Annotated in this window: 13 protein-coding genes; 9 read left to right on the top strand and 4 right to left on the bottom strand. The window is 68.8% G+C overall.

Annotation, left to right across the window (positions count from 1 at the left end; translation table 11 throughout):
- Positions 1 to 54 precede the first annotated feature (54 nt).
- Entirely contained in the window at positions 55 to 594 is a 540-nt protein-coding gene (locus FHY06_RS14140) for a TRAP transporter small permease subunit (RefSeq protein ID WP_019654731.1), read from the bottom strand.
- 184 nt (positions 595 to 778) lie between these two features.
- Here FHY06_RS14140 and FHY06_RS14135 point away from each other — a divergent pair, with 184 nt between their 5' ends.
- Positions 779 to 2,080 carry an SUMF1/EgtB/PvdO family nonheme iron enzyme gene (locus tag FHY06_RS14135; protein ID WP_126185446.1) on the top strand — a complete coding sequence of 434 codons (1,302 nt, stop codon included), beginning with the start codon at positions 779 to 781 and terminating at the stop codon, positions 2,078 to 2,080.
- An 18-nt stretch (positions 2,081 to 2,098) separates the two neighbouring features.
- Here FHY06_RS14135 and FHY06_RS14130 read toward each other — a convergent pair whose 3' ends face one another.
- A complete protein-coding gene (locus FHY06_RS14130) occupies positions 2,099 to 3,541 on the bottom strand; it encodes an MFS transporter (RefSeq protein ID WP_184605536.1) in 1,443 nt (480 codons plus the stop codon).
- Between the two features lie 109 nt (positions 3,542 to 3,650).
- Positions 3,651 to 5,006 (bottom strand): omega-aminotransferase AptA, encoded by a 1,356-nt coding sequence (locus FHY06_RS14125; protein WP_019654734.1) that lies wholly within the window; start codon positions 5,004 to 5,006, stop codon positions 3,651 to 3,653.
- Positions 5,007 to 5,112: 106 nt separating this feature from the next.
- On the opposite strand from FHY06_RS14125, the gene FHY06_RS14120 reads away from it, so the two are divergent.
- Positions 5,113 to 6,072 carry a LysR family transcriptional regulator gene (locus tag FHY06_RS14120; RefSeq protein ID WP_019654735.1) on the top strand — a complete coding sequence of 320 codons (960 nt, stop codon included), beginning with the start codon at positions 5,113 to 5,115 and terminating at the stop codon, positions 6,070 to 6,072.
- Between the two features lie 18 nt (positions 6,073 to 6,090).
- Here FHY06_RS14120 and FHY06_RS14115 read toward each other — a convergent pair whose 3' ends face one another.
- Positions 6,091 to 6,855 carry a FadR/GntR family transcriptional regulator gene (locus tag FHY06_RS14115; RefSeq protein WP_019654736.1) on the bottom strand — a complete coding sequence of 255 codons (765 nt, stop codon included), beginning with the start codon at positions 6,853 to 6,855 and terminating at the stop codon, positions 6,091 to 6,093.
- A gap of 339 nt (positions 6,856 to 7,194) precedes the next feature.
- On the opposite strand from FHY06_RS14115, the gene FHY06_RS14110 reads away from it, so the two are divergent.
- The 7 genes from FHY06_RS14110 to FHY06_RS14080 all read left to right on the top strand — a co-directional run bounded on the left by FHY06_RS14110 (position 7,195) and on the right by FHY06_RS14080 (position 14,798).
- A complete protein-coding gene (locus FHY06_RS14110; RefSeq protein WP_184605535.1) occupies positions 7,195 to 8,400 on the top strand; it encodes an ABC transporter substrate-binding protein in 1,206 nt (401 codons plus the stop codon).
- Between the two features lie 129 nt (positions 8,401 to 8,529).
- Positions 8,530 to 9,390 carry a branched-chain amino acid ABC transporter permease gene (locus tag FHY06_RS14105; protein WP_019654738.1) on the top strand — a complete coding sequence of 287 codons (861 nt, stop codon included), beginning with the start codon at positions 8,530 to 8,532 and terminating at the stop codon, positions 9,388 to 9,390.
- 178 nt (positions 9,391 to 9,568) lie between these two features.
- Positions 9,569 to 10,552 (top strand): branched-chain amino acid ABC transporter permease, encoded by a 984-nt coding sequence (locus FHY06_RS14100; protein ID WP_184605534.1) that lies wholly within the window; start codon positions 9,569 to 9,571, stop codon positions 10,550 to 10,552.
- On the top strand, positions 10,549 to 11,316 hold the full coding sequence (locus tag FHY06_RS14095) for an ABC transporter ATP-binding protein (RefSeq protein ID WP_019654740.1): 768 nt from the start codon (positions 10,549 to 10,551) through the stop codon (positions 11,314 to 11,316). Before FHY06_RS14100 ends, FHY06_RS14095 begins: the two co-directional genes overlap by 4 nt.
- Positions 11,313 to 12,032 carry an ABC transporter ATP-binding protein gene (locus FHY06_RS14090; RefSeq protein ID WP_019654741.1) on the top strand — a complete coding sequence of 240 codons (720 nt, stop codon included), beginning with the start codon at positions 11,313 to 11,315 and terminating at the stop codon, positions 12,030 to 12,032. Before FHY06_RS14095 ends, FHY06_RS14090 begins: the two co-directional genes overlap by 4 nt.
- A gap of 40 nt (positions 12,033 to 12,072) precedes the next feature.
- Complete coding sequence (locus FHY06_RS14085; protein WP_184605533.1) at positions 12,073 to 13,329, top strand: Zn-dependent hydrolase; 1,257 nt, start codon at positions 12,073 to 12,075, stop codon at positions 13,327 to 13,329.
- Entirely contained in the window at positions 13,326 to 14,798 is a 1,473-nt protein-coding gene (locus FHY06_RS14080; RefSeq protein WP_184605532.1) for a M81 family metallopeptidase, read from the top strand. The genes FHY06_RS14085 and FHY06_RS14080 overlap by 4 nt, the downstream gene beginning before the upstream one ends.
- The last annotated feature ends 90 nt before the right edge of the window (positions 14,799 to 14,888 follow it).

The raw sequence follows: 14,888 nt of genomic DNA, 5'->3' as shown, positions 1-14,888 counted from the left end.
TGTCCTGCGGTGCGGGAGAGGGCGATGGCATGAGGGCGCGGAGAACTGCGCCCGTCACTGCACCGGCTTCTCGTAGTGCGTGTCCATCTCGATCAGGCCGCGCAGGTAGGCGATGCGCTTGATGATTTCCGAGACGCCCTGCAGGAACATCGCGCCGAAGCCCACCGGCATCAGCAGCGCCGCGGGCCAGCGGATGAGGCCGCCGATGTTGCCCGACATCTCGCCCGTGACCCACATGTTCCAGAAGAAGGGCCAGGTCAGGTAAGCGAAGAGGCCCATCACCGGCAGCAGGAAGAAGATGAGCCCGAAGAGGTCGACGTAGACCGGGCCGTAGCCCTTGAGCTTGCCGTAGATGATGTCCACGCGCACGTGCTCGTTGAAGCGCAGCACCACGGGGGCGCCCAGCATCACGGTGGCGGCGAAGAGATACCACTGGATCTCGAGCCAGGCGTTGCTGCTGAAGTCGAGGCCGTAGCGGATGAGGGCGTTGCCGGCGGAGATGAGCGATGCCGCCAGGACGGCGTAGCCGGCGATCTTGCCGAGTTTTTCGCTGATCCAGTCCATGCCGGTCGCGAACTTGAGGAATGCAGACAAGAGGGTGTCTCCCACGAATCCCGATGATGGAGCGCCGGCCCCTGGTGGGGGCTGCGCAAAGCCCGCGATGTTACCCCCGTGAACCTTTGTATTGACTCGCAACAAGGGGCGGGGTTTTCCCGGAATGCGGGCCTGGCGGCAGGCCGCGAAAGCCCGTCCGGCGCGGCGGTCGCCATAATCGTCCATGTCCTCGCGCCTTCCGCCTTCCACGCCCTCGGGCGCCGCCGGCCAGCCCCATTCGATCGATTCGCCCGACATGTGCAGGGCCGGGCGGGAGCTTCTTTCGCTGGCGCTGATTGACGCGCGCAACCACACGCTGCACCTCCTCTCGCTCTACGAACAGGCCCTGGGCGCCCAGGCGCTGGCCCGGCCGCCCGGCGCGGACGACGAGGGCGTGGTGCCCGCCGCCTGGCTGGCCGGCCACATCGGCTGGTTCGCCGAATGGTGGATCGGGCGCAACACCCAGCGAGCCTTCGGCGCCGACTGCCCGATGCGGCCGACGCGGCTGGCGCCCATCGATCCCGGCGCGGACGACTGGTGGAACCCTGCCCATTCCGGCCCCGGCCGCCGCTGGCCGCCCGACCTGCCGGACCTCGCCCAGACCAAGGCCTACCTGCTCGAGACGCTGGAAAGCACGTTGGAGCTGCTCGACAACGCCGCCGAGACCGACGCCGGCCTGTACTTCTATCGCCTTGCGCTCTTCCATGAGGACATGCGCGGCGAGCAGTTCGTGGTGATGGCGCAGACGATGGGCCTGCCCCTGGGCGTCGAGCAGGCGCCCATCGCCGTCACGCGCGAGCCGCTGCTGCTGCCGGCCACGCGCTGGGAGCTGGGCATGCCTGACAGCGGCTTCGCCTTCGCGCAGGAGCGTGCCGCGCACCGCCTGGACGTGCCCGAATTCGAGATCGACGCCCAGCCCGTCACCTGGAACCAGTACGTCGAGTTCGTCGAGGACGGCGGCTACGACCGCGAGGAGCTCTGGCACGGCGAAGGATGGCGCTGGCTCAACGCGCAGATCGAGGGCCGGCGCGGGCCGCGCCATGTCGAGCAGATCGGCGCGGCGCGCAACGGCACCGGCGGTTCGGTGCTGCAGCAGCGCTTCGGCGCCACCGTGCGCGCGGCCGGGCACCACAGCGCCGTGCACCTGAGCTGGTGGGAGGCCGACGCCTGGGCGCGCTGGGCCGGCCGGCGGCTGGCGACCGAGGTCGAATGGGAGATCGCCGCGCACACGGCGTCGCGGCGCGGCTTCCGCTGGGCCGACGTGCACGAGTGGACCTCGGGCACGCTGCAGCCCTGGCCCGGCTACCGGGCCGATCCATGGAGCGCGGGCACCGAGTTCGATCCGGCCGCCGCCTTCGGAAGGGCGCGCGTGCTGCGCGGCGCATCTTTCGCGACACGTGCGCGCCTGCGCTCGCCGCGCCGCCGCGGCTTCGCGCTGCCGGATCGCGACGACGGCTTCTTCGGCTTCAGGACCTGCGCGCTCTGACCTGAAGGACGCTGGCGCTCAGCGCTCGCTGCCTTCCTCGGAGGTTAGGGGCGGCGCCACCTCCTCGAGCGGCTTGCGTTCCGCATCGGCCGCATGTCGCAGCGCCAGCAGCCCCGCCACGATGACCAGCCCGGCGCCGATGCTGTAGCCCACCATCACCGCTCCGCGGCTGCCCGTCTCGATCAGCAGGCCGAACAGCAGCGGCGCCGCGAAGCCGCCCGCGCCCATGCCGATCGCATAGAAGATCGCGATGGCGAGCGCGCGCATCTCCAGCGGAAACACCTCGCTCACCGTGAGGTACGCCGAGCTCGCCGCGGCCGAGGCCAGGAAGAACACCGCCGACCAGCACAGCGCCTGACCGCGTGCGTCGAGCCAGCCCTGCATGAAGGCCCAGCCGGTGAGCGCGAGGCCGATGCCCGCGAGCACATAGGTCAGCGCGATCATCCGGCGACGGCCCACGGTGTCGAACAGCGGCCCCAGCAGCAGCGGCCCCAGCACGTTGCCCAGCGCGAACGGAAAGATGTAGAGCGCAACGTTGCCCTCGGGCACGCCGTAGAACCGGGTGAGTACCAGCGCGTAGGTGAAGAAGATCGCGTTGTAGAAGAAGGCCTGGGAAATCATCAGCGCCAGCGCGACCACGCTGCGTTGCGGATAGCGCTTGAACAGCACGCGCGCCACCTGGCGCATCGGCGGGCTCTCGGGACGCGCGGCGGTGTAGTTCACGACGAAGTCCCGCGGGGCCGGCAGCGGGCCGTGCTGCGCCTCGACCTCCGCCTCGATGCGCTCGACGATGCGCCGCGCCTCGTCGGCGCGCCCGTGCGCGACCAGCCACCGCGGGCTCTCGGGCACGTGGCGCCGCACCAGCAGGATGGCCACCGCCAGCACGGCACCCAGTGCGAAGCCTGCGCGCCAGCCCCACACCGGGCCGATCACGCGCGCGTCGAGCAGGACGAGGCTGAGCGCCGCGCCCAGCGCCGCACCGATCCAGAAGCTGCCGTTGATCGCGAGGTTCACACGCCCGCGCACGCGAGCCGGAATCAGCTCGTCGATGGCCGAGTTGATGGCCGCGTACTCGCCGCCGATGCCCAGCCCGGTGACGAAGCGGCACAGCGCGAAGAAGGCGAAGTTCGGCGAGAAGGCCGTCGCCAGCGTGCCGACCGTGTAGACGGCGAGGGTGATGAGAAAGAGCTTCTTGCGCCCGAGCCGGTCGGTCATGCGCCCGAAGAGCAGGGCGCCGAGCACCGCGCCCGCGACATACACCGACCCCGACAGCCCGATCTCCCCGGCCGTGAGCCCCAGCGTGTCGGGCCGCTCCAGCACTGCGCCGATGGAGCCCACCAGCGTGACCTCGAGCCCGTCGAGCACCCAGGCCACGCCCAGCGCGATCACCACGCGCCAGTGCCAGCGCGACCATGGAAGTCGGTCGAGGCGGGCGGGGATGTCTGTCTGCAGCGTGGTCATCGGCGGCCCGACAGATTCTGGGAACCTGTGGACCGCCGGGGTGTAGGACCGCGCCGCTCGCGCGGCGACGCCTGCTGCCCCTCAAGGGGGCTGAAAGGGCGCTGAAGGATCAGGCCGTCTCGGCCAGCGCGTCGGCCAGCGCGTTCACCAGGCGGTCGATCTCGGCCTTCTCTGCGATGAAGGGCGGGGCGAGCTGGATGGTGTCGCCGCCGTAGCGCACGTAGAAGCCCTTCTTCCAGCAGTTCATCGCGATCTCGTACGGGCGGCGCGCGGGTTCGCCAGGCAGGGCCGCGATGGTCAGGCCGGCGGCCAGGCCGTAGTTGCGGATGTCGGTCACGTGCTTGCTGCCCTTGAGGCTGTGCACCGCGTTCTCGAAGTGCGGCGCGAGCGCCTGCACGCGGCCGATCATGTCTTCCTTCTTCAGCACGTCGAGCGCGGCGATGCCGGCGGCGCAGGCCACCGGATGCGCGCTGTAGGTGTAGCCGTGCGGGAACTCGAGCATGTAGTCGGGGCCGCCCGCCGCCATGAAGGTGTCGTAGATGTCCTTGCTCGCGACCACCGCGCCCATCGGCTGCGCGCCGTTGGTGATCTGCTTGGCGATGTTCATGATGTCGGGCGTCACGCCGAAGGCTTCTGCGCCGGTGAGCGCGCCGCAGCGGCCGAAGCCGGTGATGACCTCGTCGAAGATCAGCAGGATGTTGTTGGCGGTGCAGATCTCGCGAAGGCGCTTCAGGTAGCCCTTGGGCGGGATCACCACGCCGGCCGAGCCCGCGAAGGGCTCGACGATCACGGCCGCGATGTTCGACGCGTCGTGCAGCGCGATGATGTCCAGCAGGCGGTCGGCCAGCTCCACGCCGTTGTCGGCCATGCCGCGCGTGAAGGCATTGGAGGCGAGCTGCGTGTGCGGCAGGTGGTCGGCCTCCACGCCCTGGCCGAAGAGCTTGCGGTTGGCCGCGATGCCGCCGACCGAGATGCCGCCGTAGTTGACGCCGTGGTAGCCCTTCTCGCGGCCGATCAGGCGGGTCTTGCTGGCCTGACCCTTGGTGCGCCAGTAGGCGCGCGCCAGCTTCAGCGAGGTGTCGGCAGCTTCCGAGCCCGAGCCGGTGAAGAAGACGTAGTCGAGGCCGGCGGGCGTCATCTCCTTGATCTTGTTGGCCAGCTCGAAGGACAGCGGATGGCCGAACTGGAAGGCCGGCGAGTAGTCGAGCTTCGCGATCTGGCGGCTCACCGCCTCGGTGATCTCGGGGCGGCCGTGGCCCAGGCCCGAGCACCACAGGCCCGAGAGGCCGTCGAAGATCTTGCGGCCGTCGGCGTCGGTGAAGTAGGCGCCCTTGGCCTCCACGATGAGCCTCGGATCGGCCTTGAAGTTGCGGTTGCCGGTGTAGGGCATCCAGTGCGCTTCGAGCCAGGCGGCGTCGGTGCGCACGGCGGACGTCGGTTCGATGGCGGGCGTGGCGATGGTCATGGCGTTTCCCGCGCGCGGCGGGCTCCGGAGGTGATGGAATGCGCCGATTGTTCGCAAGCCGTTCAGTGTGGAGAATGGCGCAATATCAATGTTCACTTGACGTTTCATGCAAGTAAAGGCGAAAGCCCGAAATGGTGCCTCCGGCACCCGCAACCGCGCCGTCCTGGGGCAGCTCAGCGACATGGACCTGCGCCTGCTCAAGGTGTTCAAGAGCGTGGTCGACTGCGGCGGCATGGCGGCCGCCGAGCTGGAGCTGAACATCGGCACTTCCACCGTGAGCCGCCACGTGAAGGACCTGGAAACGCGCCTCGGCCTCGTGCTGTGCCGGCGGGGCAGGGCGGGCTTCGCGCTCACCGCCGAGGGGCAGCGCGTGTACGACGAGACGCTGCGCCTGCTGGCCTCGGTCGACGCCTTCCGTGGCAGCATCGACGACATCCACAACCGCATGGGCGGCCAGCTCGACGTGGCGCTGTTCGACAAGACGGCCACCAACCCGCAGGCGCGCATCGGCGAGGCGATCGCGCGTTTCACCGAGATCGCGCCCGAGGTGCGGCTGGCCGTGCACGTGGGCTCGATCAACGCCATCGAGCAGGGCGTGCTGGAGGGCAACTTCCAGATCGGCATCATCCCGGCGCACCGCGCCTCCAAGAGCCTGGTGTATGCCGACCTGTTCGACGAGACCATGCTGCTGTACTGCGGCGCGGGGCATCCGCTCTTCGGCGTGCGCCACGACAAGCTCACCTGGGCCAGGCTGCGCGAGCACCATTTCGCGGGGCTGGGCTACCACTCGCCCAACATGGAACTGAGCCACCGCGCGAAGCTGTCGCGCATGGCCACCGGTTTCGACCAGGAGGCGATCGCGACGCTGATTCTTTCGGGGCGCTTCCTGGGCTTCCTGCCCGACCACTACGCGCAGGTGTTCGAGGCGCGCGGGCTCATGAAGGCGGTGCTGCCGGCGCGCTTCAACTACGCGTGCCGCTTCGTGAGCCTGCTGCGGCGTTCGCCGAAGCCGTCGCGGGCGGTGCTGGCGTTCCAGGAATGCCTGGAGCAGGCGCACCGGAAGTAGATGAAGTAGCAGGGGAAGTCAGCGCTGCCCGCTCGGCAGCAGCAGGTGCTTGGCGCCGATGTGCGCCTCCATCTCGTGCATGTGCTGCTCGGCGTCGACCATGTGCTCGGCCATCAGCCGGCGCACCTCTGCGGCGTCTTCCCTGCGGTAGGCCGCCAGCAGCTGCGTGTGGTAGTCGACGTTGGCCTCGCCGAAGTGGTGGTGGTCGAGCGCCTTCTTGTAGACCACGAGGTCGCGCAGCAGGTCGTTGAGGAAGCGGCACATGAAGGAGAGCACCGGATTGGGGCAGCTCTCCGCCAGCATGGTGTGGAAGGCCAGTTCGGCCTCGCGCTGGATGCGCAGCTCGTCCTCGCTGGTCGGCTCGACCGTGCACAGCCGCACGTTCTCTTCCAGCTTCTCGAACTGCTCCGGCGTCAGACGGCCCACCACGCTCACCGCCAGCTCGGGCTCCAGCGCCTTGCGCAGCTGGTAGATGTGGTGGCCGTCGAGATGGTGGAAGTGCAGGAAATTGCGCAGCGGCTCCGAGGCATGCTCCACCGACACCTGCTGCAGGTAGGCACCGCCGCCGGGGCCGGTGCGGATGGAGATCAGGCCGCGCACCTCCAGCGCCTTGAGCGCCTCGCGCACGGTGCTCTTCGAATAGCCGAAGAGCTCGATCAGTTCCTTCTCGTTCGGCAGCCGGTCGCCGGGCTGCTTGCGCTCCGCCACGATCCATCGCTTGACGTCTTCGACGATGACGTCAGAGAGCTTCTGCCGCTTAGGACGGTTCTGCCCCACTTTCATTCGCTCACCCCCAGGCTTCGCGCACTTCGTGTCGCTTCGCCCACCCCCTCGCCGGGGGCAATGCCAGCGGCCCGGCAAGGCCGGTTCCGCGGCATTTCACGATCAGATGGAGACGAATTCATGCGTTCGGAGCGATGGAAAAACAGAAGGTGACCTGTAAGCAGGTATTGGGCCCCAAGGGAAGGGCAGCAGATTTTGGCACGGCTGTTGCTAGCGGGTTTTTACCAGCATATTAATCCTATTTATCCGCTTAAATTTGCCGGCGATCGCGAGCAGCTCGTTTGCCACCTCCTTCCCCCTTCCTTCTTCTTTTTTCTTCCCACCACGACCGGAGAACTCATGCAACGCAGACAACTTCTTCAGCTGGCCGCCCTGTCGGCTGCCCCCGCCTCGCTCCTGGGCGGCCGCGCCGCCTTCGCCCAGTCGGCGGACGCGATCCGATTCGGCTGCCCGGTGCCGATGTCGGGCGCCTTCGCGGCCAACGGCAAGTTCGCCGACCTGGGCATGAAGCTGGCGATCGAGCAGTACGGCAGCGTGCTGAAGCGCCCGCTGGCCTACACGGTGCTCGACACCGAAGGCAAGCCGGCCACCGCCGTGCGCAAGGTGCAGGAAGCCTCGCAGCAGCAGGGCGCGAAGTTCTTCGCCGGCGGCATCCTGTCGTCGGAAGCGCTGGCCATGGGCAAGGAGGCGGAGAAGGCCGGTGGCCTGTTCATCACCACCGCGGGCGCCGACGAGATCACAGGCAAGGACTGCAACCCCGCCACCTTCCGCTGGTCGGTGCCCACCTTCGGTGCGATCGAGCAGACGGTGCGCCCGCTGATCGCCTCCATGCCGAAGGCCAAGCGCTGGTACACGATCACGCCGCAGTACGTGTTCGGCGACGGCCTGCTGAGCGCCGCCAAGAACATCTTCCAGGAGAAGGGCATCGAGCACGTGGGCAACAGCTACCACTCGCTCAACGAGAAGGAGTTCAGCGGCTATCTCACCAACGCCATGGCCGCCAAGCCCGACGTGCTGCTGCTGCTGAATTTCGGCGCGCAGTCGTCGGCCGCGCTGCGCCAGGCGGTGAGCTTCGGCATGCACAAGAACACGACGATCCTCATGGCCTGGGCCTCGGGGCTCGAACAGTTCGACGAGCTGGGCGCCGACCTGTGCGACGGCGTCTATTTCGGCGCGCAGTACTGGCACACGGCCGACACGCCGCTCAACAAGGACCTCGTGAAGCGCACCGCCGACAAGCTCAAGATCGTGCCCAACTACAGCCTCGCCGGCTCGTACATCTGCACCAAGATCCTGATCGACGGCATCGTGAAGGCCGGCTCGGTCGACCAGAAGGCGGTGATCGCCGCGCTCGAAGGCATGAAGTTCGACGGCCTCACCGGCAGCGAGGAGATCCGCAAGGCCGACCACCAGGTCATCAAGGACTACTACCTGCTCAAGGGCAAGGCCAAGTCGAAGATGAAGGACGCGGCGGACTACGTCGACGTGGTCAGCTCGGGCAAGTCCTTCCTCGCCGTGGACAAGACAGGCTGCAAGCTGGGCTGACCCCCAGGCTTGCCCACTTCGTGTGGCCGCCAACCCCCTTGCAGGGAGCGACACCTGCGGCCCGGCGAAGCCGGCTCCGCGGTGTTCCCGAAAGGGAGCGTGCCCGAGCGTCTGCCATTACCTACACCTATGTCCGTCTACCTGCTACAGACCATCAACGGAATCGGCATCGGCATGCTGTATTTCCTGCTGGCGGTCGGCCTGTCCATCGTGTTCGGCCTGCTGCGCTTCGTGAACTTCGCGCACGGTGCCTTCTACCTGCTGGGCGCCTACCTCTGCTTCCAGGCCCTTCAGTGGGGCATGAACTTCTGGCTGGCGCTGCTGCTGGTGCCGCTATTCGTGGGCGCGCTGGGCTGGCTGGCCGAGAAGCTGCTGCTGCGCCGCGTGTACGCCAAGGCGCACGAGTTCCACATCCTCGTGACGGTGGGCCTCGCGCTCGCGGTGCAGGAGATGGTGATCGTGTTCTGGGGCCCGCTGGGCAACAGCGTCGCCACGCCCGACCTGCTGCAGGGCGTGGTCATGTGGGGCTCGTTCGTCTATCCGAAGTACCGGCTCTTCGTGATCGGCTTCACCGCCGTGCTCGCGGTGCTGCTGTGGTGGGTGCTAGAGGGCACGCGCCTGGGCAGCGCGGTGCGCGCGGGCAGCGAGTCGACCGAGATGGTGTCGCTGCTCGGCATCAACGTGTTCCGCGTGTTCAGTCTGGTGTTCGCGCTCGGCGCGGCCACGGCGGCGCTGGCCGGTGTGCTGGCCGCGCCCATCCGCGGCGCCGAGCCCTTCATGGGCGTCGAGGCGCTGGCCGTGGCCTTCGTGGTCGTGGTGATCGGCGGGCTCGGCAGCTTCGGCGGTGCGCTCGTGGGCGGCCTGCTGATCGGCATCGTGCAGAGCCTCATGAGCACCATCTGGCCGCCGGGCGCGAGCCTGATGATCTACATCGCGATGGCGGCCGTGCTGCTGCTGCGCCCCCACGGCCTGCTCGGCCGAAGCGTATGAGCCACCCCGACTCTCGCCCACTTCGTGTGGCTCGCATCCCCCTCGAGGGGCGCACCCGCCGGTCCGGCAGAGCCGGTTCCGCGGGTGCCTGCGAACGGACCCGTTCCCGGCCGCGCATCGCTCTGCCCGTTTCGGGGCCGATGCGCCGCAACATGAACCATTGAAGGAGGGATCCATCGTGTCCCGCAATACCACTTTCCTCTTGGCGCTCATCGCGGTGCTCGGCCTGCCGCTGGTGCTGAGCTCGGGTTCGCTCGCGAGCGAGGTGCTGATCTACGCGCTGGCCGCGCTGGGCTGCAACCTGCTGCTGGGCTATACTGGGCTGCTCTCCTTCGGGCAGGGCATCTTCTTCGGGCTGGGCAGCTACACCATCGCCATCCTGCTCACGCGGCTGAGCCTGCCGATGCCGCTAGCGCTGCTCGCCGCCGTGGCGATGGGCGCACTGGGCGCGGCGGTGGTGGGCTGGGTTGCCATCCGGCAGCGCGGCACCTACTTCGTGATGCTCACGCTGGCCTTCGCGCAGATGTTCTATTTCATCGCCTACACCGCCACCGGCCTCACCGGCGGCGACAACGGCCTGCTCGACGTGCCGCGCCCCGGCTTCATGGACACGCCCTGGAAGTACTACGCCTTCGTGGCCGTGGTGTTCCTCGTCGCCTTCGGCCTGCTGCTGCGCGTGACCGATTCGGTCTTCGGTCGCACGCTGCTGGCGATCCGTGACAACGAGGACCGCGCCGCCGCCGTGGGCTACGACCTCAAGCGCTTCAAGCTGCTGGCCTTCGTGATCTCGGGCGCCGTCACCGGCCTCGCGGGCGGGCTGCACGCCATGATGACCGGCATCGCTCCGCTGTCGAACGCCGAGTACCACACGAGCGAGATGATCCTCGTCATCACCGTGATCGGCGGCACCGGCAATCTGTTCGCCTCGGTGCTGGGCTCGGCGTTCTACGTGCTGCTGGCCGACTGGCTCTCCACGCTGTGGCCGCGCTGGCTGCTGCTGCTGGGGCTGCTGCTGATCGGCGTGAGCATCGGCATGCAGCGCGGGCTCTGGGGGCTGGGCGAGAGTGCCTGGAAGCGCATCTTTCGCAAGTCACCGGCGGCCCCGGCCCCGGCCGCGCCTGCCGCAGCTGTCTCGCCTGCCGCGGAAGGAGAAAAAGCATGAGCGACGTTCTTATAGAAGCCGTCGGCGTCACCAAGCACTACGGCAAGTTCGCGGCGCTCGGCGGGGTCGACCTGAAGATCCGGCGCAACACGGTGCACTCGGTGATCGGTCCCAACGGCGCGGGCAAGACCACGCTGTTCCACATGCTCACCGGCACCGGCATGACCACCGGCGGACGCATCCTGTTCGACGGCCATGACGTCACGCGCGAGCCCGACCACAAGCGCGTGCAGCGCGGCATGGCGCGCTCGTTCCAGGTCACGGCGCTGTTCGCGAGCCTTGCGGTGCGCGAGAACCTGCGCGTGGCGGCCCAGGGCGTGTCGCCGCGGCAGGCCATGAACTGCTGGCGCGCGCCGGTCGGCGAACTGGCCTGCACCCGGATCGTCGACGAGGTGCTGCAGCGCATCGGGCTGGAGCGGCTGGCGGACACGCCGGCCGGCGAACTCTCGCACGGCCAGCAGCGCCGGCTCGAGGTTGGCATGGCGCTTGCGGCGAGACCGAAGGCGATCTTCCTCGACGAGCCGACATCGGGCATGGGCATCGACGACCTGGACGACATGAAGCAGCTGATCCGTGGCCTGCGCGACGCGCACACCGTGGTTCTCATCGAGCACAACATGAACATCGTGATGGACATCTCCGACACTGTCACCGTGATGCAGCTGGGCCGCGTGCTGGCCGAGGGGCTTCCGGGCGACATCCGGGCCGATGCGCGCGTGCGCAGCGCCTACCTGGGCAACATGATCACCGGAGGCAAGGCATGAGCGGCGCCCGCGACAACATCCTCGAAGTCGAGAAGCTGCACGCCCACTACGGCAAGAGCCACGTGCTGCAGGGCGTGTCGATGACCGTGGGCGAGGCCGAACTGGTCACGCTGCTTGGGCGCAACGGCGCGGGCAAGTCGACCACGCTCAAGAGCATCGCCGGGGCGGTCACGCCCACCAGCGGGCGGGTGCGCTTCCAGGGTGCGGACATCGCCGGCATGCCGGCGCACCGCATCGCCACGCGCGGCGTGTGCCTGGTGCCCGAGCACCGCGGCATCTTCAAGCTGCTGACGGTGGAAGAGAACCTGCTGCTCGGCCTGCGGCGCCAGTCGCCCTGGCAGCTGGACGACATCTACCGGATCTTCCCGCGCCTGAAGGAGCGCCGGCGCAACGGCGGCGGGCAGCTCTCGGGCGGCGAGCAGCAGATGCTGGCGATCGGCCGGGCGCTGATGAACCATCCGCGCCTGCTGATCCTCGACGAGCCGGTCGAGGGCCTGGCGCCCGTGATCGTCGAGGAGATCGTCGCGCAGCTCAAGACCATCAAGGCCGCGGGCGTGGCGATCCTGCTGGTCGAGCAGAACCTCGAGGTCTGCGTGCAGCTGGCCGACCGCCACTACATCGTGGAGCAGGGCGTGATCGTGCACGAGGCCGGCAATGCCGACTTCATGGCCGACCACGAAGTCAAGGACCGCTACCTGGGCGTGGGCCTCGCCTGAGCGCCCTCCCTACGCAACGCATCAACCGTTTTCGAAAGCCATGAAAAACTCTCACAACGAACTCCGCATCGACGGCCAGCGGCTCTGGAACTCCTTGATGGAACTGGCGCAACTGGGCGCTACCGAGAAAGGCGGCGTCTGCCGCATCGCGCTGACCGATCTCGACCGCCAGGGCCGCGACCTGTTCTCGCGCTGGGCCCGCGAGGCCGGCTGCGAGGTGCGTGTCGACGCCATCGGCAACATCTTCGCGCGCCGCGCCGGCCGCAACAACGCGCTGCCGCCGGTGGCCACGGGCAGCCACATCGACACCCAGCCCACGGGCGGCAAGTTCGACGGCAACTACGGCGTGCTCGCCGGGCTGGAGGTGATCCGCACCCTGAACGACGCCGGGGTGCAGACCGAGGCGCCGCTCGAGGTGGCGGTGTGGACCAACGAGGAAGGCTCGCGCTTCGTGCCGGTGATGATGGGCTCGGGCGTGTTCGCCGGCGCGTTCACGCTGGAGCATGCGCTGGCGCAGCGCGACAACGACGGCATCAGCGTCTCCGAGGCGCTGGCCGCCATCGGCTATGCGGGCAGCGCGCCCGTCTCGGCAGAAGCGTCGCCGGTGAGCGCGTACTTCGAGGCGCACATCGAGCAGGGCCCGGTGCTCGAAGCCAACGAGCGCGTGATCGGCGTGGTCGAGGGAGCGCTGGGCCAGCGCTGGTACGACGTGGTGGTGCAGGGCATGGAAGCCCATGCCGGTCCCACGCCGATGGAGCTGCGCAAGGACGCGCTGCTGGCTGCTTCCGAGCTGGTGATCGAGGTCAACCGCATCGCGCTGGCCCACGCGCCGCACGCGCGCGGCACGGTCGGCTGGATCGACGCGTACCCGAACTCGCGCAACGTGATTCCGGGCCGGGTGAAGCTCAGCGTCGACCTGCGCGCGGCCGACGACACGGTGCTGTCGGCGCTGGACGCCGCGCTCAAGGAAACCGTGCAGCGCATTGCCGCGAAGGCCAAGGTCGAGATGTCGGTGGAGCAGGTCGTGTACTTCCCGCCGCAGCCCTTCACGCCCGGGCTTGTTGCGGCCGTGCGCGACGCCGCGCAGGCGCAGGGCCTGAGCTGGATGAACGTGATCAGCGGCGCGGGCCACGACGCGGTGTACCTCGCGCGCGTCTGCCCCACGGCGATGATCTTCGTGCCCTGCCGCGACGGCATCAGCCACAACGAGATCGAGGACGCGCAGCCCGATCACCTGGAGGCAGGCTGCAACGTGCTGCTGCAGGCGATGCTGCAGAGCGCGGGAGCGGCGCAATGAAGGTGCTGATCGCGCGTCTGAACCACGAGACCAATACCTTCTCTCCGGTGCCCACGCCGCTCGCGGCCTTCGGGCCCGACGGCCCCACCTTCGGCGAGCAGGCCTACCGCGACAACAAGGGCATGCGCACGGCGATGTCCGCCTTCATCGATCTCGCCGAGCAGGCGGGCGCGACCGTGGTCACGCCGGTGTCGGCCTCGGCCAACCCGAGCGGCCCGGTCGATGCGCAGGCCTACACGCTGCTCACCCAGTTCATCGTCGACGCGGCCCCGGGCTGCGACGCCATCCTGCTCGACCTGCACGGCGCGATGGTGGCGCACAACAGCGCCGATGGCGAAGGCGACCTGCTGCTGCGCCTGCGCGCGGCGGCGCCGGGCGTGCCCATCGGCGTGGCGCTCGACCTGCACGCCAACGTCACGCCCGCGATGGTGGAGAACGCCGACGTGATCGTCGGCTTCAAGACCTACCCGCACGTCGACATGTACGAGACCGGCGAGCATGCCGGCCGGCTGCTCTTCGACATGCTCGCCGGACGCAGCAAGCCGCACATGCGCTGGCACCGGCTGCCGCTGATGGCGCACACGCTGCGCAGCGCCTCCTTCACCGGCGCGATGAAGCAGGCCATCGAGGCGGCGCGCGAGGCGGAGGAGTCGGAATCGCTGGCGGTGTCGATCCTCGCGGGCTTCTCGCTGTCGGACATCGAGGCGCCTTGCATGAGCGTGATCGCGGTCGACGCGCATTCGCCCGAACGCGCACAGGCCACGGCCGACCGCATCGCGGCGCAGATGTGGGCGCAGCGCGAGGCCTTCGTCTACCGCAGCGAGCCGCTGGCGGAGTCGATCGCGCGCGCGAAGCTGATCGCCGAAGGTGCGACGCGGCCGGTGCTGCTGCTCGACCATGGCGACAACTGCATGTCGGGCGGAAGCTGCGACACCATGGACGTGCTGCAGGAGGCGCTGGCCCAGGGCCTGCACGGCATCGGCGTCGGTCCGCTGTGCGACCCCGAGGCGGTGGCGCAGCTCGTCGCGGCGGGCGAGGGCGCGCAGGTGACGGTCGCGCTGGGCAACAAGGTCTCGCTCGCGGGCATCGGGCTCGAGAAGACGCCGGTGCGCCTGACGGGCATCGTGCGCACCATCGGCAACGGCGAATACGTTATCACCGGGCCCACCTACACCGGCCAGCGCAGCAGCATGGGCCGCACGGTGCTCTTCGACATCGGCGCGGCGCGCATCGTGGTGACCGAGCGAACGCAGGAGCCGTGGGACATCGGCGTCTTCGAGTGCGCGGGGCTCGATCCGCGCAAGGAGCGCTTCCTGCTGCTCAAGTCGCGCATGTACTGCCGGCCGGTTTTCGAGCCGCTCTCGGCAGCGCTGGTGGAGTGCGACAGCCCGGGGGTCACGAGTTCGGACTACGGGCTGTTCCCGTTCGGCAAGGTCAGGCGGCCGGTGTTTCCGCTCGACGCCATGTGACTGCCTGGAACGGGGGGCGGGCGGCCAGGCGCGGAGGTTTCGCGAAGGGCTGCGTTCGGCCGTCCGATCCCGCATCTCATGACCTGCCAC

Source organism: Variovorax atrisoli, assembly GCF_014195185.1.
Taxonomy (GTDB): domain Bacteria; phylum Pseudomonadota; class Gammaproteobacteria; order Burkholderiales; family Burkholderiaceae_C; genus Variovorax; species Variovorax atrisoli.
The sequence above is the reverse complement of the archived record's forward strand: the minus strand, read 5'-3'. Positions and strand labels throughout refer to the sequence as shown.